General features: G+C 37.3%; 18 protein-coding genes. 10 read left to right on the forward strand and 8 right to left on the reverse strand.

All coding sequences use genetic code 11. The annotated features are described in order from the left end of the window. Positions 1-259 precede the first annotated feature (259 nt). From uvrA to ACWNCI_RS04670, 4 genes are all read right to left on the reverse strand, one after another. On the reverse strand, positions 260-3091 hold the full coding sequence (gene uvrA, locus ACWNCI_RS04655; RefSeq protein WP_449387366.1) for an excinuclease ABC subunit UvrA: 2832 nt from the start codon (positions 3089-3091) through the stop codon (positions 260-262). A gap of 185 nt (positions 3092-3276) precedes the next feature. After that, positions 3277-4203 carry a DUF3829 domain-containing protein gene (locus ACWNCI_RS04660; protein WP_449387367.1) on the reverse strand — a complete coding sequence of 309 codons (927 nt, stop codon included), beginning with the start codon at positions 4201-4203 and terminating at the stop codon, positions 3277-3279. Positions 4204-4234: 31 nt separating this feature from the next. After that, entirely contained in the window at positions 4235-6112 is a 1878-nt protein-coding gene (locus tag ACWNCI_RS04665) for a type VI secretion system baseplate subunit TssF (protein ID WP_346985389.1), read from the reverse strand. A gap of 24 nt (positions 6113-6136) precedes the next feature. Continuing rightward, on the reverse strand, positions 6137-6577 hold the full coding sequence (locus tag ACWNCI_RS04670; protein ID WP_346985388.1) for a GPW/gp25 family protein: 441 nt from the start codon (positions 6575-6577) through the stop codon (positions 6137-6139). A 629-nt stretch (positions 6578-7206) separates the two neighbouring features. Here ACWNCI_RS04670 and ACWNCI_RS04675 point away from each other — a divergent pair. The 8 genes from ACWNCI_RS04675 to ACWNCI_RS04710 all read left to right on the forward strand — a co-directional run bounded on the left by ACWNCI_RS04675 (position 7207) and on the right by ACWNCI_RS04710 (position 14911). Continuing rightward, entirely contained in the window at positions 7207-7590 is a 384-nt protein-coding gene (locus ACWNCI_RS04675; RefSeq protein WP_449387368.1) for an HU family DNA-binding protein, read from the forward strand. Between the two features lie 569 nt (positions 7591-8159). Beyond that, positions 8160-9299, forward strand: coding sequence for an acyl-CoA dehydrogenase family protein (locus tag ACWNCI_RS04680; RefSeq protein ID WP_123851716.1), 1140 nt, complete (start codon positions 8160-8162; stop codon positions 9297-9299). A gap of 202 nt (positions 9300-9501) precedes the next feature. Next, positions 9502-12432: a reprolysin-like metallopeptidase gene (locus tag ACWNCI_RS04685; RefSeq protein WP_449387369.1), complete on the forward strand. Its 2931-nt coding sequence runs from the start codon at positions 9502-9504 to the stop codon at positions 12430-12432. Positions 12433-12635: 203 nt separating this feature from the next. Continuing rightward, positions 12636-12788, forward strand: coding sequence for a bacteriocin-like protein (locus ACWNCI_RS04690; protein ID WP_449387370.1), 153 nt, complete (start codon positions 12636-12638; stop codon positions 12786-12788). 275 nt (positions 12789-13063) lie between these two features. Further along, positions 13064-13531 carry a pyrophosphohydrolase domain-containing protein gene (locus ACWNCI_RS04695; protein WP_042723091.1) on the forward strand — a complete coding sequence of 156 codons (468 nt, stop codon included), beginning with the start codon at positions 13064-13066 and terminating at the stop codon, positions 13529-13531. Position 13532: 1 nt separating this feature from the next. Continuing rightward, entirely contained in the window at positions 13533-14099 is a 567-nt protein-coding gene (locus ACWNCI_RS04700; RefSeq protein ID WP_449387371.1) for a TlpA family protein disulfide reductase, read from the forward strand. 3 nt (positions 14100-14102) lie between these two features. After that, the gene (locus tag ACWNCI_RS04705; protein WP_449387372.1) at positions 14103-14708 is read left to right on the forward strand and encodes a DUF4230 domain-containing protein; all 606 of its coding nucleotides are present in this window, start codon (positions 14103-14105) and stop codon (positions 14706-14708) included. A 14-nt stretch (positions 14709-14722) separates the two neighbouring features. Further along, positions 14723-14911, forward strand: a complete 189-nt coding sequence (locus ACWNCI_RS04710) for a hypothetical protein (RefSeq protein WP_346985380.1) — start codon at positions 14723-14725, stop codon at positions 14909-14911. 144 nt (positions 14912-15055) lie between these two features. Here ACWNCI_RS04710 and leuB read toward each other — a convergent pair whose 3' ends face one another. The 4 genes from leuB to ACWNCI_RS04730 all read right to left on the reverse strand — a co-directional run bounded on the left by leuB (position 15056) and on the right by ACWNCI_RS04730 (position 19460). Continuing rightward, positions 15056-16177: a 3-isopropylmalate dehydrogenase gene (gene leuB / locus ACWNCI_RS04715; RefSeq protein ID WP_449387373.1), complete on the reverse strand. Its 1122-nt coding sequence runs from the start codon at positions 16175-16177 to the stop codon at positions 15056-15058. After that, positions 16167-16766 carry a 3-isopropylmalate dehydratase small subunit gene (leuD, locus tag ACWNCI_RS04720; RefSeq protein ID WP_346985378.1) on the reverse strand — a complete coding sequence of 200 codons (600 nt, stop codon included), beginning with the start codon at positions 16764-16766 and terminating at the stop codon, positions 16167-16169. The genes leuB and leuD overlap by 11 nt, the downstream gene beginning before the upstream one ends. 115 nt (positions 16767-16881) lie before the next feature. Beyond that, a complete protein-coding gene (gene leuC, locus ACWNCI_RS04725) occupies positions 16882-18264 on the reverse strand; it encodes a 3-isopropylmalate dehydratase large subunit (RefSeq protein ID WP_449387374.1) in 1383 nt (460 codons plus the stop codon). Positions 18265-18296: 32 nt separating this feature from the next. Further along, positions 18297-19460, reverse strand: a complete 1164-nt coding sequence (locus tag ACWNCI_RS04730) for a 2-isopropylmalate synthase (protein WP_449387375.1) — start codon at positions 19458-19460, stop codon at positions 18297-18299. A gap of 148 nt (positions 19461-19608) precedes the next feature. On the opposite strand from ACWNCI_RS04730, the gene ACWNCI_RS04735 reads away from it, so the two are divergent. Both ACWNCI_RS04735 and thrS read left to right on the forward strand, forming a co-directional pair. After that, positions 19609-21153, forward strand: a complete 1545-nt coding sequence (locus ACWNCI_RS04735; protein WP_449387376.1) for a hypothetical protein — start codon at positions 19609-19611, stop codon at positions 21151-21153. A gap of 163 nt (positions 21154-21316) precedes the next feature. Continuing rightward, positions 21317-23236, forward strand: coding sequence for a threonine--tRNA ligase (gene thrS, locus ACWNCI_RS04740; protein ID WP_449387377.1), 1920 nt, complete (start codon positions 21317-21319; stop codon positions 23234-23236). Positions 23237-23255 lie beyond the last annotated feature (19 nt).

Below are 23255 nucleotides of genomic sequence, written 5' to 3' on the forward strand. Positions count from 1 at the left end.
TTAAATTCTTTCTGGATTATTATAAAGACACCAAAACCCAAACTATCTTCGGCTTTTACTTTTGTATATGTAAAATCTTCAAATCGGTAACCCGAATAAAAAGGAAACATAAATTCTTTTATAATAAGAAAGTATTCGTTATCAAAAGAAAAATAAAATTGGAAATAATTAGTTTTTTCATGGAATTAGAATTGTTATAAAAATAAAAAAAGGAATCTGCACTCACAAATTCCTTTTCTATTATTAAGTTAATATTTTCTTACTCCAATTCCCTCTTCAAAAATTTCCCCGTCAAGCTCTTCTTCGACTTCACAATTTCTTCGGGTGTTCCTTTAGCTACGATCTCTCCGCCATGTTTTCCGCCTTCCGGACCAACATCAATAATATGATCGGCTAATTTAATCACGTCCATATTATGTTCAATAATGATAAATGAATTTCCTAATTCCACTAACTGATTAATGGCATCCATCAGAATTTTCACATCCTCAAAATGAAGCCCGGTTGTCGGTTCATCGAGAATATATAATGTATTTCCTGTTTGTCTTTTGGCAAGTTCTGTAGCCAGCTTGATACGCTGAGCTTCTCCCCCGGAAAGTGTTGTCGACTGCTGTCCTAAGGTGATATATCCTAAACCGACATCCTGTAAAGTCTTCACTCTTGCAAAAATTTTAGGGATCGGCTGGAAAAATTCTACGGCCTCATCAATCGTCATATCCAGAACATCGGAAATCGATTTTCCTTTGTAACGAACTTCCAGCGTTTCTCTGTTGAAACGTTTTCCGTTGCAGGTTTCGCAATGCACGTAAACATCCGGCAGGAAATTCATTTCAATGACCTTTAAGCCGCCTCCCTGACAGGTTTCACATCTTCCACCTTTTACATTAAAAGAAAACCTTCCCGGTTTGTAGCCGCGGATCTTGCTTTCCGGCAATTCTGCGAAAAGATTTCTGATATCGGTAAACATTCCGGTATAAGTTGCCGGATTGGATCGTGGTGTTCTTCCGATCGGAGTTTGATCTACATCTACGATTTTATCGATATTTTCGAGGCCTTCGATTTTTTTGTAAGGTAAAGGCTCCTGAACGGCTCTGTAAAAATGCTTGTTAAGAATCGGGTATAAAGTTCCGTTAATAAGCGAAGATTTTCCGCTTCCTGAAATCCCTGTTACCACGACCAATTTACCCAAAGGAATATCAAGTGTTACATTTTTAAGATTATTTCCGGTAGCCCCTTTAAGGACAATTTTTTTCCCGTTTCCTTTTCGTCTTTTCTCAGGAATTTCGATTTTTCTTTTTCCGTTAATGTATTGTGCAGTGATTGTATCTGCCTTCAACAAATCTTTAGGTTTCCCCTGCCAAAGGATTTCTCCCCCGAATTTTCCTGCTCTCGGACCGATATCTAAGACTTCATCGGCTTCCAGAATCATATCTTTGTCATGTTCAACTACCAGTACGGAATTCCCGATATCCCGAAGGTTTTTTAATGAATTAATTAATCTTTCATTATCTCTCTGGTGCAGTCCTATACTTGGTTCATCAAGAATATACAAGACATTTACGAGCTGAGATCCGATCTGGGTGGCCAGACGAATCCTTTGAGATTCACCGCCGGAAAGAGTTTTTGAGCTTCTGCTTAGACTTAAATAATCCAGGCCGACATCCAGCAAAAACTGAAGTCTTGTTTCGATTTCTTTTAAAATTTCATGTGCAATAATTGCTTTTTTCTCTGAAAATTTATTTTTGATATCCGCCAGCCAGTCCTTTAAATCAATTAAACTTAAAGCATTAACCTCAGCAATATTTTTACCGTCGATCTTAAAGCTTAAACTGGAAGGCTGAAGACGGGTACCATTACACTCCGGGCAGTTTTCTTCCGTTGTAAAGTGTCTTTCCAGCAAGATGGCTTCGTAAGATTCTTTATCATCGATCATTTCGTCCATCAGAGGAACAAGACCTTCAAAGTTGATTTTAACTTTCTTGGTGATTCCTGCCAGTTTAAGAACTTTGGTAACTTCTTTGTTGCAGCCGTAGTAAATATAATCTAAAGCTTCTTCCGGAATATCTCCCATGGGTGTTCCCAGCCCTAATCCGAAAACCTCCAGGATGTTCTTGATTTGGGAAAGGATCCATTTGTTGGATTTCATATCCTCAAGGGGCAGCAAACCTCCCTGATTAATCGATAATTTTGGATTTTCAACAAAATAATCGGTATTGATTTTTTTTACAGTTCCCAAACCTTTACAGCTCGGGCAGCTTCCTTTTGGCGAGTTGAAGGAGAAAGTATTCGGTTCCGGTAAAGCCAGCGAGTGGCCGGTTTCCGAATCCATCAGATTTTTGGAAAAATATTCAATATCTGTACTTCCCAGCTTTTGAATCCCGATAAGTCCCTCTCCCATTTCCATCGCGGTACGCAGTGATTTTTCCATTCTGCTTTCAGAGGCGCTTTCTCCAATGATCCAGCGGTCGATAACGATGTCGATATCGTGGGTTTTATAACGGTCAAGCTTAAGATCATATTCAATATCCTGCAGCTCGCCGTCAATTCTTGCCTGGCCATATCCTTTTTTTGCCATCTGTACGAAAAGTTCATGATAATGTCCTTTTCTGGATCGGATAACAGGGGCCATCAGCATGATTTTTTCGCCTGTATAATTCTTTTTGATCGTCTCAAGAATCTGTTCCTCGGTATAGCTTACCAGCTTTTTCCCGGAAGTCTGGGAATAAGCATCTGAAACTCTTGCAAAAAGGAGACGCAGGAAATCGTAGAGTTCGGTAACTGTTCCTACCGTTGAACGTGGATTTTTATTGGTAGTTTTCTGTTCAATGGCGATTACCGGCGAAAGCCCTTCGATCTTATCGACATCGGGACGTTCCAATCCGCCTAAAAATTGTCTTGCATAGGCAGAAAATGTTTCAATATAACGTCGCTGACCTTCTGCAAAAATGGTGTCAAAAGCCAGTGATGATTTACCACTTCCCGACAGCCCGGTAATCACTACCAGCTCGTTTCGGGGTATTTTGACATTGATGTTTTTCAGATTATGCTCGCGTGCACCGTAAACTTCTATATATTCTGTTGATTTACTCATAATTTGGTGTGATTTTACATGAAAATCACGATGTGCAAAATTACGGAATTTTATGGAATTTTCTGTGTTAAAAAATATTAGATTATTTATCGCAAATACATAGCTTTTGGTTTTTAAAAATTTGACAGTAAAGAAAATACCGGCGAAAATTTCACCGGTATTTGTCTATTTAAAATAAAACTTTTTTATTGTACAAAAGAATTGTAAGAATTCAGAACAGAGTCATACGCAGAGCTTATCTCCTGAATATTGCTGTCCGGAATCTGGTTGGAAGACTTTGAATCCCGTATCAGCTTTCTGTATTTATCAAGAAATTCTGTAGCTCTCTTATTGAAGTTTTCAAACAGGGTTTTCTTGTAAGCATATTGCTGTCCCTTCACATCAAATTCTTTTTTAGTGTTTACATCAACCGCTTTTTCAAGTTCGTTATACTTTTTCTGTGCTTCAGCTTCATTGAAACCCTGTGTATATTGTTTGTCGAGAATATCCATAACAGCATCAAGATCATTCATTACCGATTTGGATGAAACAATATAATCTCTCAGCGGGTGATCTTTTAAAATGATTTCTTCGGCGGCTTCGGTTGCAGGTTTTATTTTTGTCACAATATTTTCACCTACCGTAAAAAATACTTTTGCTTCTGTGTCAATATCTTTCTGCAAAGCCAGTGCTTTTGCACCCTGATCATCTTTGTAATCTTCGGAAGTGATGTAAGATTTCAGTTCTTCATATTTTTTTTCGATGCTTTCTCTTTTTGCTTTATAGGTGTTCAGGTCTGCTTCGATAATTTTTTGCTCACTGTCAAAACCGGAAGGGACTCCTTTTATTTTACTTAAAGAATAATCCATCGAGTTAATAACCATAGGCATACTGTAGACTGTCTCGCCTTTCGATTTTTTAACCGCCGCTTCAGCATATTTAATGATATTGTCTACATGTCTCGAAGAACTCTTGTAAGATTCCAGGAAGTTGTTATTAAAATCAATAATAGCCTGAGACTGATCTTCTCCTGCCTGCTTCACTGCATTTTCTATTTTATCAAGACCTTTTTTGCAGCTTACTACCGTTACACTCACTGATAAAGCGAGTGCAATCATCATCATTTTTTTCATATTATTTAAGTTGGTATTTATGTATTAATTATCAGGAGAAATCGGTGTCTTCATTAGTTACTTTCACCAGGTATTCTATTCCGTCGATGGCTTTTAAAATAATCTGATTACGGAGTATATTGGCCATGTTTTCCCAATAAACTCTTCCATAGAATGAATAATTATTCGGGATGATTTCAACTTCTACCGTTCTTATAAAACCTTCTTTAGGCTTATTACTGATCATGGTTCCGCGCTTCACACGTACATCCTTCAGCTCATCTTTCAGTACCATTCGGCAATAATTTTTAACATCTTCAAGGGAGATGATCTTGTCTCTTGTCGTTAAAGCATATTTATAAGCCTGAATACTGTCTGTTCCTTTCTGTTCTTCCGCACCGCCGATGGTTTCAGAAAGAAGTACCAGGATCTGTGATTTCAGCTGATTGGAAAGTTCCGTGCCGGGACGCATATGATTGGCAAGTGTACAGTGAGTTATCCAGAACGATGCATACGTATGATCTGTTTTATCGACCGGCTCCATGATGACATAGTTCAGCTCCTGTTTGATGCTTCTTTTTGCATTGTTCACCTTCTGAACCATCGATCTCATCTTGTCAGACATCTCGCTCAGCATTCCTTTCACATTATCTCTGTTCAGTAAGGAAAAAGCAGCGATTTCATCGCGTGTCAGTTCGAGAACATTAGCGATCATGTCGACGGCGTTTCTGTTGGTAAACCTTTCCATACCACCTTTTCTTACGGTATATAATCCTTTTTTAAGATCATCATTCGGCGTAAAAGGTATTTCTGTATATCGTCTTCCGTCTCCATCCTGAACTTCATCCACATACAGAAAATGTTCGCCTTCATCCGTGACCAGCGGAATGTTGTTGCCCATGATATCAAGGCTGTATTCTGTTTTTTTCCAGCCACGGTTATAGATCGGGAAAGCATTCAGAACAAAAGAAAAGTTATCCAGGATCTCGGCGGAAAACTGCGGAGGGAATTCAAACGTGAGCCATAGATATCTTTTGCCGTCGATATGTTTTGTGATCTCTTCTTTATAATCAATAAAATTCAGATTTTCAGGAAGCTTTCCGGGTTCGGAAAAGAGTGAACTCGAAATTCCACTTACTTCAATGAATTTATGCATGTAGATGCTTTTTACATCTTCAATAATTTTATTCCGGATAGACTGTTCGTAAAATATCTGCTCGTATCCATCCGTCTGGTTGTTTTTATAATAGGTTAATCCTTCCTTGATAAAAAGAGGATTTCCATTGCTCATTACCGTGATGTACGGTAATAATTTATAGGTAAAATCAAGATGCTCAAATGCAGGATTGGAGCAGTAAATACTTAAATATTTCGGAAATGTTTCCTGTGAATATTTGCTGACATCGATTCCTATGGTAACTTTTCGGTAATCTTCGGGTCTGCCCTGGAATCTGGCGATGGGAATCTTATTCAGTCTCTCATCAATGCTGTAGCAGGTATTGCCGACAAACATCACGGCTGTCTGCACTTTATTGATCCTTACATTTCCTACCGGCGTGAAAGGAATGTTGATTTGTTTGTCCGATTCAGATTTTACGGTGGAAGTCATCTGTTTTCTGAAGAAAAACTCGGTGTGTTCCAGCAGAATTTCAGATGATTCGTAAGGCTGCGTAAATGCTATGGCATGTGCCGGAACCGGATGTGTATAAATAGACGGCGTTAATAATTTTGCAAGCTTTTCCAGGATTCTGGCATTAACGGTCTGTATTTCGTTGTTGGCTTTAAAGACTTCTGTGCTGAAAGCATCGATCAGTAATTTCACAAACGGATCCAGCGACTGCGGACTTTTTAGTCCCCATACTTTGGTGGCGTTCTGAAGCATTCGTGCTTTTACAGATTCTTTGGAATAAATATTCTGGTCTAAGTTCATAGATGGTGGTTACAGGGTAAGGAATTAATCAATTGACATTGGGCTCAGAAACAATTCTGTGGAGAAGCTGAAACGCTCTCCTGTAGCTTCCATTTTGGCATTAATGGCAATTTTTACTTTCTTCTTGATTTCGGTATGTTCTTTTGTGTCGTAAGTATGCTCTACAATCTGAATATGAGCATCAATCTGCGGATTTACAATGCGTGGTTCGTATTCCTGGATCTGTCTTCTGAGGCTTTTGATGAAAACGTTTTCCCAGACAGCACTGGTGACGCCATTGTCGAATTCGAGATTCCAGACGTCGTTTCCGTAATTTTCATCATATCTGTTTTCGCCTTTTTTGGTGGTGATCAGCAGCATGATATTATGGGCAATACTTTCTCCCATGTCGCAGGTGTCAATACTTCCTCCTTCCGTCATTAAGGTCGACGGAACAAAAGGCATTCTGTAATTTGGTGTGTCCATAATTTCTACTTCTTGGTTACTTCATAATTGTCATTTGCCTGAAGAGAATACCAAATTAATGAATTTTCATGAAATATGGTACGGTCATATTGTAAAATTGGCTAATATTTTTAATAATCATATTTACCGGTGAACAAATCCTTACCCTATTTTTTTGAAGTTGTTTAATTTTTTTCAGAAAAGGCAAGGATATCTTTTTACTCTGTTTCAAAATATGGCAAATGTATAGTTTCATAAAAACGGAGCTTCGTTTTAAGGAATTTTTTTTAAGAAATTAATTATTCTATACAACTCTTACTTTGTGTCTCATCGTGTTCAGGTGAAAAATCTTTATCTTAGCCTATTTCAGGGCATTTGTAGGGTTTAATCTAAATTTTTTTTGGGGTGTTCTTAAGAAGATTTCAGAATTTATCAGGATAAATCAGAAAAATCATCAGGATAAAATGACAAAGTTATCCTGATAAATTTCCGAAATGATGCGGATGAATTTTCAATGGTATGCAGATGAATGTTTTTACCTGGAAATAAAAAATGATCATTTTTTATTTATTCATCATTTTGTGGTATCTGTTTTTTTTATACATTCGTACTCAAAATACAAAATGTTTAACTTTTTAAAATGAAAAAAAATGCCTATTACATTTAATGTTATTTCGAGAAGAAGCCCTCTTGCTCCAAATGAACCTCCAAAATTTTACGCTGATATTGTAGGAAATAGCCAGACTACTTTTGATGATCTTGCCAAATACGCATCTACCGTTTCAACGGTTTCCAAGGCCGATATTCTTGCCGTGCTGGAAAGTACATTCTCTAAAATTGCCGATGATGTGGCTGATGGTAAGATCGTTTATGTCGGGGAATACTTTACCCTCCAGGCCGGAGGTTCCAGCGAAGGAAAAGAAACTGCAGAAGAAGTAAATGCTTCCTGTATTACTTCCCTGAAAACTATTTTTCGTCCGGGTAAGTTGATCAAGCAGGCTATGAAGCTTGCTGAAATCAGGAAAAAAGACTAACCAAGAGGCTGTCCTAAAAGTTTGGGCAGCCTCTTTTTTTACGCCTGAAAATTAAACAAGTAATTTTTATGCTCCGGAGGAGCAATATCTGTGTAGCAGAAAAAAATAATAGAATATCGCAAGCACGCTGTAGGTGTGCTATGATAAGATAGAACTCCTCCGGAGTTCTGGTACAATATGCTGATATTGATCTACACAGATATTGCTTCCTTCGGAGCAAATTAGAATGATGGTATCCTACGCTGTGCTATAAAATCATTATTTAAAAACCCTAACTGTCAGATAAAGTCGTGGCTATAACAAAAAAGGACTATCCAAACTTTTCCCGGTGCCCGCGATGTAAAATAGGAAAAGATAATCATTGCGGGACTTGGAAGTTTTCTTACAACGTTAAAAATTGGATGACTAATCGTAAATTAATATGCTTGGTTTTTATTAAGCAATTTTTGATTTTAAGAATATAAAAAACTGAAAATTAAAAATTTGCGAGTGACTCATCATGCATAAAATAATTTTTTTGGACGTTCCGTCAATTTGGTTATCTTTGGGAACTAACTATATATATCTATATGAATACAGAGACTATTGACAACATTAAAATGATAGCGGAAACGGCAAGAGAGTTTGCTGAAAAAAATATTAGACCTAATATTATGGAGTGGGATGAAAGTCAGACTTTCCCGAAAGATTTGTTTCATGAGTTAGGAGAAATGGGGTTTATGGGAATTGTTATTCCTGAGCAGTACGGAGGTTCAGGACTTGGATATCACGAGTATGTTACGATTCTGGATGAGATTTCCCAGGTTGATCCCTCTATCGGGCTTTCCGTAGCAGCACACAATTCACTTTGTACCAATCATATTTATGAATTCGGAAATGAAGAACAGCGAAATAAATGGCTTCCTCAATTAGCATCAGGAAAAGTGATCGGTGCATGGGGACTTACTGAGCATAATACTGGATCTGATTCGGGGGGGATGTCTACCACTGCAGTGAAAGATGGTGATGAGTGGATCATCAGCGGAGCGAAAAACTTTATTACGCATGCTATTTCCGGTGATATCGCGGTAGTAATGACAAGAACCGGTGAAAAGGGTGCAAAGAATAATTCAACAGCTTTCGTATTAGAAAAAGGAATGCCTGGCTTTTCTTCTGGTAAAAAGGAAAATAAACTGGGAATGAGAGCTTCTGAAACGGCAGAATTGATTTTCGATAACGTTCGTGTTCCGGATTCTCACCGTTTGGGAGAGGTTGGTGAAGGTTTCAAACAAGCCATGAAAATCCTTGACGGAGGAAGAATTTCTATTGCGGCTTTAAGTTTGGGAACTGCCAGAGGGGCTTATAAAGCGGCTTTAAAATATGCAAAAGAGAGACATCAGTTTGGAAAGTCAATTTCAGAATTTCAGGCCATCAACTTTATGCTGGCAGATATGGCGACTGAGATTGATGCATCAGAATTACTGATTCAAAGAGCAGCTACTCTGAAAAATGCCAAGCAGAAAATGACTAAAGAAGGCGCTATGGCAAAACTATACGCTTCTGAAGCTTGTGTGAGAATTGCCAACAATGCCGTTCAGATCTTCGGAGGTTACGGTTATACCAAAGATTTCCCGGCAGAAAAATTCTACAGAGATTCCAAGCTTTGTACAATCGGGGAAGGAACTTCAGAGATTCAGCGATTGGTCATCGGAAGAGATATCACCAAATAGGTGACTTAAAAAATTAGAATTATATCTTAATAAGTTAATAGTACACGTATTTTGCGTGTACTATTTTATTTTTATGGAATGTAAAGTCGTAATGTATTGCATAATGAATTAGATGGATTATCTAAATATTTCTTAAATAATTTTGTTTTTCGTAATTAAATTTTTATTAGCTTTGGAATTCCACAATCAAAAAAGAATATATATGAAAAAACAATTATCATTGTTAGGAATGCTGTTTCTTTCCGGCATTTCATTCGGTCAGACCGACCGGCTATGGTCACCAAACTCAGGAAAAGTAACTTCTGAGATCTTTGAGAATAAAAGCAATATTATTAATCCTAAAGTTTACAGCCTTGATATTAACGGATTAAAAAGTGTTCTTGCCAAAGCACCTAAAAGGCTTACTGCGGGAGAAAAATCGGAAATTATTATTTCTTTTCCGAACGCTGAAGGAAGAATGGAAAATTTCAAAATCAGAGAAAACTCCAATTTTGATCCACAGCTTGCCGCTAAGTATCCTGATATCAAATCTTACGTCGGTGAAGGCCTTGAAAATCCTGCCTCAACAGTTTATTTCAGTGTTTCATCTTTGGGATTATCGTCCATGGAAATCTATGGCGATAAATCTGCGGTCTTCATTGAGCCGTTTACCAAAGACCTTTCTGCTTATGTTGTTTATAAAAAATCTGATAAAAAAGATAATCTCAGTGCATTTGAATGTACTGTACTGGATGTTGCTCAAAAAGGTGCTGCAACGTCAAGTAATGTGGCAGCAAGACCTAATGCTGATGATGCCAAATTAAGAACCTTCAGACTGGCTTTATCTTGTACAGGAGAATATACGGCGTACTTCGGAGGTACAAAAGCCAATGCCTTAGCCGCAATGAATAACACGATGACCCGCGTTAACGGAGTTTTTGAGAAAGATTTCTCCGCCAGAATGGTTTTAATTTCCAATAACGATGCTGTAATTTATACCAGTGCATCTTCAGATCCCTACTCTGCTGCATCGCAGATGAGTAACTGGAATTCTCAGCTACAATCGACTTTAACGTCCGTTATTGGTGAAGCCAATTACGATATTGGTCACCTTTTCGGAGCTTCCGGAGGCGGAGGAAACGCAGGATGTATCGGCTGTGTATGTACCAACGGATCAAAAGGAAGCGGCTATACTTCTCCTGCTGATGCCATTCCGTCGGGTGATAATTTTGATATTGATTATGTTGCTCATGAAATGGGACATCAGTTTGGCGGAAATCACACTTTTTCTATGAGTAATGAAGGGACAGGAGCCAATATGGAACCTGGATCCGGATCAACAATTATGGGATATGCAGGAATTACAAGCCAGGATATTCAGCCGCACTCTGACGCTTTCTTTCACGCTATCAGTATTCAGCAGATTACCAATAATATTAAAGCTAAAACCTGCCCGGTAAGCACAAACACCGGAAATTCAATTCCGACAGCTAACGCAGGATCAGATTATACCATCCCGAAAGGAACACCGTTTATGTTAACCGGAACAGGAACCGATGCCAACGGCGATTCTTTAACCTATATCTGGGAACAGATGGATAATGCTTCTTCATCTCAGACGGGAGCAAGTTCGGCAGCCAGTGCTACCAAATCTTCGGGTCCTACTTTCAGATCATTTACTCCAACAGCTTCACCAGTAAGATATTTCCCGAGAATGGCTTCTGTTTTAGCCGGAGCAACTATTACAGCCGGTTCAGAGATTACGGTGGAAGCTTTATCTACTGTAGCAAGAACCTATAATTTCAGATTTACAGTTCGTGACAACAGATCCGGAGGTTCAGGAAATAATTCCGATGATGCAGTAATTACAGTGAATGGAACAGCCGGACCTTTCAGTGTAAGCTCACAGAATTCAGCGACAACATATACAGGAGGAACATCTCAAACCGTTACCTGGAATGTTGCCGGAACTACTGCAAATGGTGTAAATGCCGCGAATGTTGATATTCTTTGGTCTACAAATTCCGGAAATACATGGACTACTCTACTTGCCGGAACGCCTAATGACGGTTCTCAGGCAGTAACAATTCCGAATTCATCTACGACGACGGGAAGAATCATGGTAAAAGGATCCAATCATATTTTCTTTGATGTTAATAATGCTAATATCACGGTAAATGCAGGATCCGGAACGGTAGATACAACAGCGCCGACGGCGCCTTCATTAGCAGCTTCAGGAACCACTTCTACAACGACTAACCTTTCATGGTCAGGTGCGACGGATAACGTGGCGGTAACTGGCTACGATGTTTATCAGGGATCTTCACTGATTGGTTCTACAGCATCGACCACTTATACCGTAACAAGCCTTACTCCTTCTACAACATACAGTTTCTCTGTAAGAGCGAAGGACGCAGCAGGAAATGTATCGTCTTCAAGCAATACAGTAAGTGTGACCACGCTCGCAGGAAGTACCGTTTCTTACTGTTCAGCTTCTGCTAATAATACGTCTGATGAAAGAATCGGAAATGTAAAATTCGGTTCGATTAATAATACTTCGACAGGAACTGCCGGTTATGAAAACTTTACATCTGTTTCTACCAATGTTACCAGAGGAACTGCCTATACTATTTCTGTAACTCCTGTCTGGACATCGACTGTTTACAGTGAGGCCTACGCTGTTTACATTGATTATAACGGAGATGGAGATTTTACAGACAGCGGAGAGTTGGCATGGTCTAAAACAGGTTCAACAATAAGCCCTGCAACCGGTTCGATCACCATTCCGTCTACAGCAACAATAGGAAGCACAAGAATGAGAGTTATGATGCAGTATAATTCTGTTCCTTCTTCATCATGTGGAACTTATACATACGGACAGGTAGAAGATTATACTTTAAATATTGTGTCATCCGGAAGAAATGAAACAGGGATAAAAGATCTTATTACAGATATTAAATTATATCCGAATCCTGCAAAAGATATCTTATATATCTCAAATACGAAAGCAGAAGATTACAAAATTTTCGATATGGGTGGAAAACTAATCAATTCAGGAAAACTTGAAAGAGGCTCTGTGAATGTAAGCAATCTTATCAAAGGTGCTTATTTGATTCAGATCGGAGAAACTTCCAAGAGATTCATTAAAAACTAATAGCTTATTCAATTAAATTTGAAGACTGTCCGAAAACGGGCAGTCTTTTTTTATGAAACCATTTTAATCCTCAATGGAGCTTATTATTTCATAAGCATAAGATTCAAATTAAGTGAAATTAAGTAATTAAAACTAAACATTCTTGTATTATTCAAAATATTTGTTTAAATTCACCATAACATAAAATACTAATAATCAACATTATGGAAAATTTAAAAAAAATTACAAGATCTGGATTAAAAGGAATTCACGGAGGAATTGAAACATGCATTCAAGATTGTTTTCAAGGATATAGAAAATGCTGTATCAAAGGAAAACCCTATCAATGTATACCAGATAGCCAAATGTGTGCATAAAATAAGCTGAATAAAAAAGAGGCTGTCTCAAAAGCGAGACAGCCTCTTTTTTTGAGTTTACTTCAAGATATTCTAAAAGGCTTTCCATCTAATGTCTAATCGATGAGTGAGCAAGTACCGAAGATGACCCAGTGGTTGTTTTAAACTTACAAAATTACTTCTCATTTTTATTTGCGGTAAACTTGTATATACTTACCTAAATTTAAATAAAACCTAAGTCTCAAATCCTGATTTATGAAACCTTATTTTTATATTTGCGTAAATAAAAAATATTCATGGATAAAATTGATAGTCTGAACCAGGTAGCAGAATTCCACACCACTTTTAAAGCACCCATTTTAGAAACTCCGCAGATTCCTTCACCGGAAAGATGTAATTTGAGGGTAGAACTTTTGCAGGAAGAACTGAACGAATTAAAGCAGGCTATTGCCGACAATAATATCGTGGAAATTGCCGATGCATTGTGTGATTTGCAGTATGTTTTAAGCGGTGCTGTTCTCGAATTCGGACTTGGCAGTAAATTTGTAGAACTGTTCAACGAAGTTCAGCGATCCAATATGTCGAAAGCGTGTGATAATGAAGAACAGGCACAGGAAACCGTTGAATTTTACAAAGAAAAAGACGTAGAATCTTTTTATGAAAAATCTGGTGAAAAGTTTAATGTTTACAGAAAAGCAGATCATAAAGTTCTGAAGAACAAATATTACTCCCCTGCAGATTTAAAGACCATTATTGAAAAATAGCATGAAAAAAATTATTACAAATCTTGTTGCCGCTTCCGCTTTATTAATGGCAAATCAACAACTTACTGCACAAAAAGTAGTAGTGGGCCGTGAAGTGGAAACTACCAGCGATGGCAAAATGCTTTTAGGAAACCAACTTAAAGAAAAATTTCTCGAAGCTCCTTATGCCGACTGGTATGTAAAAGAGCATGACGAATATGCAATGGATCAGAAAGCCATCAGCGAACTTAAAAAAGATAAAATTAACAGTTACAATATTGTTGTTTTTATGGGAACCTGGTGCGAAGACAGCCACAGAGATTTCCCAAGACTGATGAAAATCCTGGAGGAAGTGAAATATCCTGAAAGTAAGCTCACGATCATTGCCGTTAATCGCAAAAAAGAATCGCCAACAGGAGATGAAGCACGCTATAATATTCAGAAAGTTCCTACGATCATCTTAGAAAGATATGGTAAAGAAATCGGGAGAATCATAGAAATGCCTACTACAGGATACATCGAAAGAGATTTGGTTCAGATATTAAAAAAAGATGATACATCAGTAATCAAAGAAATTTTTAATAAATAAATTTTGAGAAATCTAAAAATAATACTACCGTTTCTGGCAGGAGCTGTTTTAATGGTTATCCTGTTTTTCAGCTTTAAATCCTGCTTCAATCCTGCGGAGAAAACTGAAAAATCAGATTATTATATTCTGACCAACCAGATTTCAAAGATGAATAAAATGGTCGTTCTTGAGCAGAATACTTCATCAATGCAGAAAACAAAGATGGGCTATGAGTTTTTCGGAAAAGAAATGTCCAGCAACAGTATTATTACCTATACCAAAACCAATGCGCAGGTTTCTTATGATCTTAATAAAATGAAAATTGAGGTTGATTCTGTCAATAAAAAACTCATTATTACAGAATTGCCGGAAGCGGAAATAAGAATTACCCCAAGTGTTGAAATCCAGTCACTTGATGATTCTTTCTTTAACAGGATTTCTGAAAAGGATATTAAAAATGTAACACAGAAAGCCAAAACTACCGCAATTAATTCAATCGATCAGAACAGGCTGAGAAATGAAGGCCGTCAGCAATTAATGGAAAATCTTAATACTATTTTTGTTTTGGCAAAGGCTTTGGATTACAAGATAGAAGACCAGACAGGAAAGCTGGGTATTTTAAAATTGTAAAACGTAAAAAAGCTATGGAACCGCAAGAAAAAGACAAAAAGCAGGAATCTGCAAACTCCGCAGAAACAAAAAAACAAAATCAGGATTTCCCGAATATTCCTGCATCATCAAAAAAGACAAATCCGTCTGATGTAGATAAAGAAGATGTTCAGAAATCTTCAAACAACAATAAATCAGGAAAGACGGATAATACTGAAGAATAATAAAAAGGTTCTGCTTCAAAAGAAGCGGAACCTTTTTCAGAAAAAAAATATACAAATAAAAATCAAACCGTAAGAAAATCGCTCCGCCGTATGAATTTATGGACTCTTTACTACTTATCTAATTGCAGCGAAGCGAAATTCATATTAGACAATGGTAGATTTTCCGAGCTTTACATTTTCAAAGTTGTAATAAGATTTCTCGGAATATTTAATAAAATCTGCAATAAAACTTCCCACTTCACTCGTAGAATAAGGTTGTTCAGCATTCAGATCTACCGTTACATATTTATTTTCAATAGCGTGTTCTACAGACTGTCTTAATTTTTCCGCTGCCTGTTCCAGCTTTAAATAATCAAGCATCATCGCCGTACTCAGAATGGAAGCAATCGGGTTGGCGATTCCTTTTCCTTTCGCCTGTGGATAAGACCCGTGAATAGGCTCAAATAAAGCATTACCATTACCTATCGAAGCTGAAGGAAGCAATCCGATTGAACCACCGATCACACTCGCTTCATCCGAAATGATATCTCCGAACATATTTTCTGTTACAATAACGTCAAACTGTTTTGGATTTAAAATCAATTGCATGGCAGCATTATCAACAAACATAAAATCCAGTTCTACATCGGGATATTCTGCCGCAATTTCTTTGCATATTTTTCTCCACAGCCTGGAAGTATCTAATACGTTGGCTTTATCGATTAGCGTTAATTTTTTTCTACGCTTCTGTGCTTCCTGAAAAGCCATGTGAACGATCGGAGCAATTTCATCACGGTTATATTTACAAATATCGTAAGCATATCCGGCTTCTTCATCCGTGAATTTTTCACCAAAATAAATTCCGCTCACCAACTCCCTGAAAATCTGAATATCAGTTCCTTCAATGATTTCTTTTTTTAAAGGACTTTTCTCAATTAAGGAACTATAAGTTTTCAACGGTCTGATGTTTGCAAAAAGCCCGAGCTCTTTACGGAGTTTCAGCAAGCCTTGTTCGGGGCGTACTTTTGCATCAGGATTATTGTCAAAAGAAGGATCTCCGATGGCACCGAAAAGTACTGCATCTGATTCCTTACAAATATCCAGTGTTTCATCCGGTAAAGGATTTCCTGTTTTATAAATCGCTTCGGCGCCCATCAACCCATATTTAAATTCAAACTGATAATGAAAAGCTTCAGCAATTGCATCCAGAATTTTAATGCTTTCCGCTACTACTTCCGGCCCGATTCCGTCTCCCGGAAGAACTACAATTTTAAAGTTAGTTTTCATAAACTTTTTGTGTTTTTAATTCAAATTCTGTGATTGACTTCTTTCTGCTGATTAAAAAGTCAATATCATCGTAACCATTCATCAGGCATATTTTTTTGTAAGAATCAATTTCAAAACTTTCTGTTTTATCGTTAAAAGTAATCGTTTGCTTTTCAACATCTACTAATATTTCTTTTTCAGGATTTTCAGTAATATCCGCTAAAATTTCTTTTAAAAAACTTTCGGAAATTTTTACAGGCAGCAACCCGTTATTTAAAGCATTTCCTTTAAAAATATCTGCAAAAAAGCTGGAAACAACAACTTTAAAACCATAATCCGTTAAAGACCACGCCGCGTGCTCACGACTGCTTCCGCAACCGAAATTATTTCCTGCAACCAGAATCTCACCGCTGTATTTTGGATTATTCAGAACAAAATCGGGATTCGGCTCATTTGTATGAACATTGTATCTCCAGTCTCGGAAAAGATGATCTCCAAACCCTTTTTTATCAATACTTTTTAAAAATCTGGCCGGAATAATCTGATCTGTATCTATATTTTCTACCGGCAAAGGAATCGCCGTGGATTTTATTGTGATTAATTTTTGCATTTTTATCTAAATTATTAATGTGAAAAGTGAATTTAACTTCGTAAGTGAGTGATCAATTTATTTCATACTGAATATTCACGATTAACTATTGATTTTAAAAAAATTCACCTTTAAATCAGTTTTCAAAAACCGAAATTTTCCCTTCAACGGCAACTTTAGCCGCTGTCAACGGACTTGCCAGAATTGTTCTTGCACCTTGTCCCTGTCTTCCTTCAAAATTCCTGTTGGAAGTCGATACGCAATATTCACCTTCCGGAATTTTATCGTCATTCATCGCCAGACATGCGGAACATCCCGGCTGCCTGATCTGAAACCCGGCTTCATTAAAAATAGTATCCAGACCTTCTTCAAAAATCTGTTTTACCACCTGTTGTGAACCCGGAACAATTAAAGCCTGTACATGCTCTGATTTTCTTTTTCCTTTAATATAATTTGCCGCAGACCGGAAATCTTCAATTCTTGCATTGGTACAGCTTCCGATAAAAACATAATTCACCTTGATATCAGAAAGTGCCTGTCCGGCTTTTAATCCCATATATTTCAATGCTTTTTCCTCAGAATCATTTTGCGGATTCGGAATATTTTGTCTGATGGAAATTCCCATTCCCGGATTGGTACCGTATGTAACCATCGGATAAATTTCGGACGCATCGAAAGAAAATTCTGCATCAAAAGTTGCGTCGTCATCCGTTTTCAAAGTTTTCCAGTAATCTAATTTCTCTTCCCATTCTTCACCTTTTGGTGCGAAGGTTCTTCCTTTTACATAATTAAATGTCGTTTCATCAGGAGCGATCATTCCGCCGCGGGCGCCCATTTCAATGCTCATATTGCAAACCGTCATTCTGCCTTCCATCGACATTTCTTCAAAGACATTTCCGGAATATTCGCAGAAATACCCTGTTCCGCCATCGGTTCCGACTTTAGAAATAATGTATAAAATCACGTCTTTTGGCTGAACGTTTTTATTTAACTGACCATTTACTGTAATTCTCATAGATTTAGGTTTGTTCAGCAATAAACACTGACTTGCAAAAACCTGTGCGACCTGGCTTGTTCCGATTCCGAAAGCAATAGATCCGAAAGCGCCATGTGTTGAAGTATGACTGTCGCCGCATACAATGCTCATTCCAGGCTGTGTAACGCCTAACTCCGGAGCAATGATATGAACAATCCCCTGATAAGGATGGCCTAAACCATATAATTCAATATTATTTTTTTTACAATTTTCAGTTAGCTGTTCAACCTGATTTCTGGAAGAATCATCGCGTATCGGCTTATCCTGATCCCATGTCGGAACATTGTGGTCTGCCGTGGCTACAATCTGCTTTGGCCTGAAAACTTCCAGACTTCTGGATTCCAGCTCTGCAAAAGCTTGCGGACTCGTCACCTCGTGAATCAGATGCTTGTCTATGTATATAATTTGAGGCCCGTCAGGAATTGTTTCTACTACGTGTGCATCCCAGACTTTGTCAAAAAGTGTTTTTTTATCGTTATTCATTTTTAATTATATCTAAAAGAAAATCTATCCTTCTATCCTATTTTTCTCGTTACATTTTCGATGATTAAACTTAAGTCGTCATTATCAACTTCTTTCTTACGATCTGCCACTTTCAGAAATTCCTCATACAAAAAGTCGAGTTCATTTTTGGTAACATCAAAACCAATATGCTTGAATCGATAAGCCAGAGCAGAACGTCCGCTTCTTGCGGTTAATACAATGGTTGAAGCATTTACACCAACCTCTGCCGGATCAATAATTTCGTATGTCTCCCTATTTTTAATTACCCCATCCTGATGAATTCCTGAGCTGTGCGCGAATGCATTAGCACCCACGATGGCTTTATTGGGCTGCACAGGCATACCCATCAATTCTGAAACCAAAATGCTTATAGGATTAAGCATTTTAGACTTGACATCAGTATGCAGCTGTAAATGCGGATGCTGTCTGAGAATCATCACAACCTCTTCCAAAGCGGTATTTCCGGCTCTTTCTCCCAGTCCGTTGATGGTACATTCGATCTGTCTCGCTCCGTTGATCACGCCTGCTATGGAATTAGCAGTTGCCATTCCCAAATCGTTGTGGCAGTGACAGGAAAGAATTGCTTTATCAATACCTTTTACATTTTCTTTTAAATATTTTATTTTTGCGCCATATTCTTCGGGTAGACAATATCCTGTTGTATCAGGAATATTTAAAACGGTAGCGCCTGCTTTAATTACAGCTTCGCAAACTTTTGCCAGGTAATCATTATCCGTTCTTCCGGCGTCTTCAGCGTAAAATTCTACATCCTCCACAAAAGTTTTAGCATATTTTACGGCTTGTACCGCTCTTTCAATAATATCTTCCCTGTTGGAATTGAATTTATATCTGATATGAGAATCCGATGTTCCGATACCTGTATGGATTCTTGGTCTTCTGGCAAATTTTAAAGCTTCCGCCGCGGTTTCAATATCTTTCTGATTTGCTCTTGTCAGCCCGCAAACTTTTGCATTTTTCACTAATTTTGAAATTTCCGAAACGGAATGAAAATCTCCCGGACTTGAAATAGGAAAGCCAGCTTCGATAACATCTACTCCAAGTTCATCCAGTTTTTCGGCTATAATTAATTTTTGCTCCGTATTCAATTTACAACCCGGCACCTGTTCTCCATCACGCAGCGTGGTATCAAAAATTTCGACTTTTTCGGAATTCATAATGAAGTTTTTTACTTAATTTTGAATCAAAACTAGAGAGTTGAAACGTTTTTTTCTTTTCATAGTTTTAAAAAAATACAATACTCAAAATATTATATTTTAATTTTAAATATCTGATTATCATTATTTTAAATTTCATGAATTTACAATGGCAGAATTGCATAAAGATTTTTTATTTGTACTGATTAAATCATTGACGACTTCAGAAAAAAGGCAATTTAAGCTGTATGTAAACCGTCTCGGAATTAATGTTGATGCAAAATTTCTCCTTCTCTTTTCAGAAATGGACAAGATGAAGGAATACGATGAAAATATTATCATTGATAAAAAAATTTCGACGAAACAACAATTGTCAAACCTGAAAGCTCATCTTTACAAACAGATTCTGGTAAGCTTAAGGCTGAACCCGAGTCATCAAAACTACAGAATACAACTACGTGAGCAATTGGATTTTGCGAATATTCTCTACCAGAAAGGTCTTTATAAACAGGCTTTGAAAATTTTAGATAAAACAAAACAATCAGCATTAGAACTTGACGAAAAAACAATTGCTTCGGAAATTATAGATTTAGAAAAAGTAATTGAATCACAGTTTATTACAAGAAGTATTGAAGGGAGAGCGGATGAGCTGATCAGGCAATCTACGGAAATCAGCAAGCAAAATCACTATGCCACAGAATTGTCTAATCTTTCCCTGAAATTATACAGTGAAATGCTGACGCACGGCTATGTGAAAAATGATGAAGACCGCGCTGAGATCATGGAGATTTTCAATGCTCAGATTCAGAAAATTGCTTTTGAAAAATTGAATTTTACTGAGAAGCTATGGTACTTTAAGGCTCATGTCTGGAAAAATCAATTGCTTCAGGAATATAAATATACATTGAAGTACGCTTTTCAATGGGTCGATTTATTTCACAAAAATCCTGAGATGATTATAAGCCACCCCGTTTGGTATATCAAAGGAAATACGTATCTCCTGAAAATTCTTTTTCTGTATGGAAATATTGATATTTTAGAAAATAGTTTCATGGAGTTTAATAAAAGAGTTCATTCTTCAAGTTTTGCTCAAAATGAGAATTTGCAATCTCTTATTTTTCTGACACATTACAATACTTTAATGAATATTCACTTTGTAAAAGGTGAATTCTTTTCCGGCTCAAAACTGATTCCTGAAATTGAGTTGAAAATGGATAAACTTCGTGATAAAATTGATGAGCATCATTTTATGATTTTGTACCTAAAAATGGCCGCCATGTTTTTTGGAAGTAAAAAGTTTAAGGAATCAATAAAATATTCTGTAAAGATTATTGATTCAAAGGGCAATGTGCAGGAAGATTTGCTGTTTCATACACGGATTTTGATCTTAATGGCCAAACATGAGTCGGGAAATGATGAAGACTATGATGAATTTATCAAAGCAACTTCAAAGTTTGTAAAAAAGATGAAAAAGCCTGATGAATTTCATTTTGAAAGCATTCAGTTTTTCAAAAATTTAAATGATGTAGCACCTGATCAGCAATTGGGATCTTTCAGAAAGTTTGATAGAAAACTGGGCTTTTTTGCTGATAACGAATATTACAGAAGGTCATTATTGTATATAGATATTCACGGCTGGGTAAAATCTAAATTAAGAAACGTGGATGTGATTGAGATTATTAAGGAAAAAGTGAGATACAAAAGAAAGAATTAATGTAATTGTTAAATTCGTAGTAATCAATGTTTTGAATATTTTCCAAACAGTAAAAACGATTTTTATTTCATTTTAGTATTAAATCTCGCTGTAAATATGGGCGGATGTAGCATACTAATTAAAAAATTCGTATTTTTGCCTCTTAAAAATTTCTTAGTAAACAATGATAAAAATTACACTTCCAGACAATAGCGTCAAAGAATTCGAGGCAGGAGTTACTCCGCTAGACGTGGCAAAATCTATAAGCGAGGGATTGGCTAGAAATACCATTTCCGCAATTGTTAATGACAAACAAGTAGAGACGACCACGCCTATCACCACGGATTCTACGGTACAGCTATTAACATGGAGTGATGATCTTGGAAAGAAGGCTTTCTGGCATTCTTCGGCCCACCTTTTGGCGCAGGCGATCCTTGATTTTTATCCTGATGCTAAGCTGACCATCGGTCCTGCTATAGAAAACGGATTCTATTATGATGTAGATTTCGGTGCCGAAACTTTATCTGAAAAAGACTTTGAGAAGATTGAGAAAAAAGTATTGGAAAATGCCAAAAAAGGCTCAACATTCTCACTATATCCTATTTCTAAGGAGGAAGCATTGAAAGTTTATGCAGATAATCCTTATAAAGTAGAACTGATTTCTAATCTTAACGACGGAGAAATCACTTTCGTAACGCATGACGATTTTACAGATCTTTGTCGTGGAGGACATATTCCGAATACGAGTATTGTAAAAGCGGTAAAGATTTTAAATGCAGCCGGAGCTTACTGGAGAGGAAATGAGAAAAATCCTCAATTAACAAGAGTTTACGGTATTTCTTTCCCTAAACAGAAAGAATTGACAGAATATCTTGAAAGATTAGAAGAAGCCAAAAGAAGAGATCACAGAAAATTAGGTAAAGAGTTGGGAATTTTTGCTTTCTCTGAAAAAGTTGGAGCCGGTTTGCCGCTTTGGCTGCCAAAAGGAACTGCTTTGAGAAGAAAACTGGAAAATTTCCTTTCAGATGCTCAGAAAAAAGGAGGTTATGAATTTGTAATATCTCCTCATATTGGTTCTAAAGAATTGTATGTAACTTCCGGACACTGGGATAAATACGGGGCAGACAGCTTTCAGCCAATAAAAACGCCGAATGAAGGAGAGGAATTTATGCTGAAGCCGATGAACTGCCCGCATCACTGTGAAATCTATAAAACTTCACAATGGAGTTACAGGGATTTACCGAAAAGATACGCAGAATTCGGAACCGTTTACCGATATGAACAAAGCGGAGAGCTTCACGGGCTGACAAGAGTTCGTGGATTTACCCAGGATGATGCTCACCTTTTCTGTACTCCTGATCAGCTTTTGGGGGAATTTGAGGCGGTAATTGATCTTGTATTATACGTTTTCAAATCTTTAGGTTTTGAAGATTTCATGACGCAGGTTTCATTAAGAGATCCTGATAATAGAGAAAAATATATCGGTTCTGATGAGAACTGGGAAAAAGCAGAAAATGCGATCATCACAGCAGCAGCAAACAAAGGTCTGAAAACTGTTGTTGAATATGGTGAGGCCGCATTCTATGGTCCGAAACTGGATTTCATGGTAAAAGATGCTTTGGGTAGAAAATGGCAGCTTGGAACCATTCAGGTTGATTATAACTTACCGGAGAGATTTGATCTTCACTATATCGGAAATGATAATGAAAAGCACAGACCGGTAATGATTCACAGAGCGCCATTTGGCTCTCTTGAACGTTTTATTGCTATTTTGCTTGAAAATACTGCGGGAGATTTTCCATTATGGCTGAGTCCGGATCAGTTTATAATTCTACCAATCAGTGAGAAATATGTTGATTATTCTAAAAAAGTTTCACAATTCTTAGAAAATCACGATATTAGCGGTCAGATTGACGACAGAAATGAAAAGACCGGTAAGAAGATCCGTGATGCGGAATTAAATAAAATTCCATTCATGCTGGTGGTAGGAGAAAATGAAGAGAAGGATGGCACAATTTCTGTACGCAGACGTGGTGAAGGCGACTTGGGAGTGATGAATTTAGAAGATTTCGTTTCTTATTTCAAGAAAGAAGCCGCGATTTAATCATTAAAAGATTAAAGGA

It is taken from the genome of Chryseobacterium lineare (assembly GCF_977014045.1).

Excerpts from the sequence above, each read along its gene's own strand:
- uvrA (WP_449387366.1), bottom strand. The coding sequence starts at position 3,091 with ATGAGTAAATCAACAGAATATATAGAAGTTTACGGTGCACGCGAGCAT.
- ACWNCI_RS04690 (WP_449387370.1), top strand. The coding sequence starts at position 12,636 with ATGGAAAATTTAAAAAAAATTACAAGATCTGGATTAAAAGGAATTCAC.
- ACWNCI_RS04675 (WP_449387368.1), top strand. The coding sequence starts at position 7,207 with ATGCCTATTACATTTAATGTTATTTCGAGAAGAAGCCCTCTTGCTCCA.
- ACWNCI_RS04685 (WP_449387369.1), top strand. The coding sequence starts at position 9,502 with ATGAAAAAACAATTATCATTGTTAGGAATGCTGTTTCTTTCCGGCATT.
- ACWNCI_RS04660 (WP_449387367.1), bottom strand. The coding sequence starts at position 4,203 with ATGAAAAAAATGATGATGATTGCACTCGCTTTATCAGTGAGTGTAACG.
- ACWNCI_RS04670 (WP_346985388.1), bottom strand. The coding sequence starts at position 6,577 with ATGGACACACCAAATTACAGAATGCCTTTTGTTCCGTCGACCTTAATG.
- ACWNCI_RS04665 (WP_346985389.1), bottom strand. The coding sequence starts at position 6,112 with ATGAACTTAGACCAGAATATTTATTCCAAAGAATCTGTAAAAGCACGA.
- ACWNCI_RS04700 (WP_449387371.1), top strand. The coding sequence starts at position 13,533 with ATGAAAAAAATTATTACAAATCTTGTTGCCGCTTCCGCTTTATTAATG.
- ACWNCI_RS04680 (WP_123851716.1), top strand. The coding sequence starts at position 8,160 with ATGAATACAGAGACTATTGACAACATTAAAATGATAGCGGAAACGGCA.
- leuB (WP_449387373.1), bottom strand. The coding sequence starts at position 16,177 with ATGAAAACTAACTTTAAAATTGTAGTTCTTCCGGGAGACGGAATCGGG.
- ACWNCI_RS04710 (WP_346985380.1), top strand. The coding sequence starts at position 14,723 with ATGGAACCGCAAGAAAAAGACAAAAAGCAGGAATCTGCAAACTCCGCA.
- ACWNCI_RS04730 (WP_449387375.1), bottom strand. The coding sequence starts at position 19,460 with ATGAATTCCGAAAAAGTCGAAATTTTTGATACCACGCTGCGTGATGGA.
- thrS (WP_449387377.1), top strand. The coding sequence starts at position 21,317 with ATGATAAAAATTACACTTCCAGACAATAGCGTCAAAGAATTCGAGGCA.
- leuC (WP_449387374.1), bottom strand. The coding sequence starts at position 18,264 with ATGAATAACGATAAAAAAACACTTTTTGACAAAGTCTGGGATGCACAC.
- leuD (WP_346985378.1), bottom strand. The coding sequence starts at position 16,766 with ATGCAAAAATTAATCACAATAAAATCCACGGCGATTCCTTTGCCGGTA.
- ACWNCI_RS04695 (WP_042723091.1), top strand. The coding sequence starts at position 13,064 with ATGGATAAAATTGATAGTCTGAACCAGGTAGCAGAATTCCACACCACT.
- ACWNCI_RS04735 (WP_449387376.1), top strand. The coding sequence starts at position 19,609 with ATGGCAGAATTGCATAAAGATTTTTTATTTGTACTGATTAAATCATTG.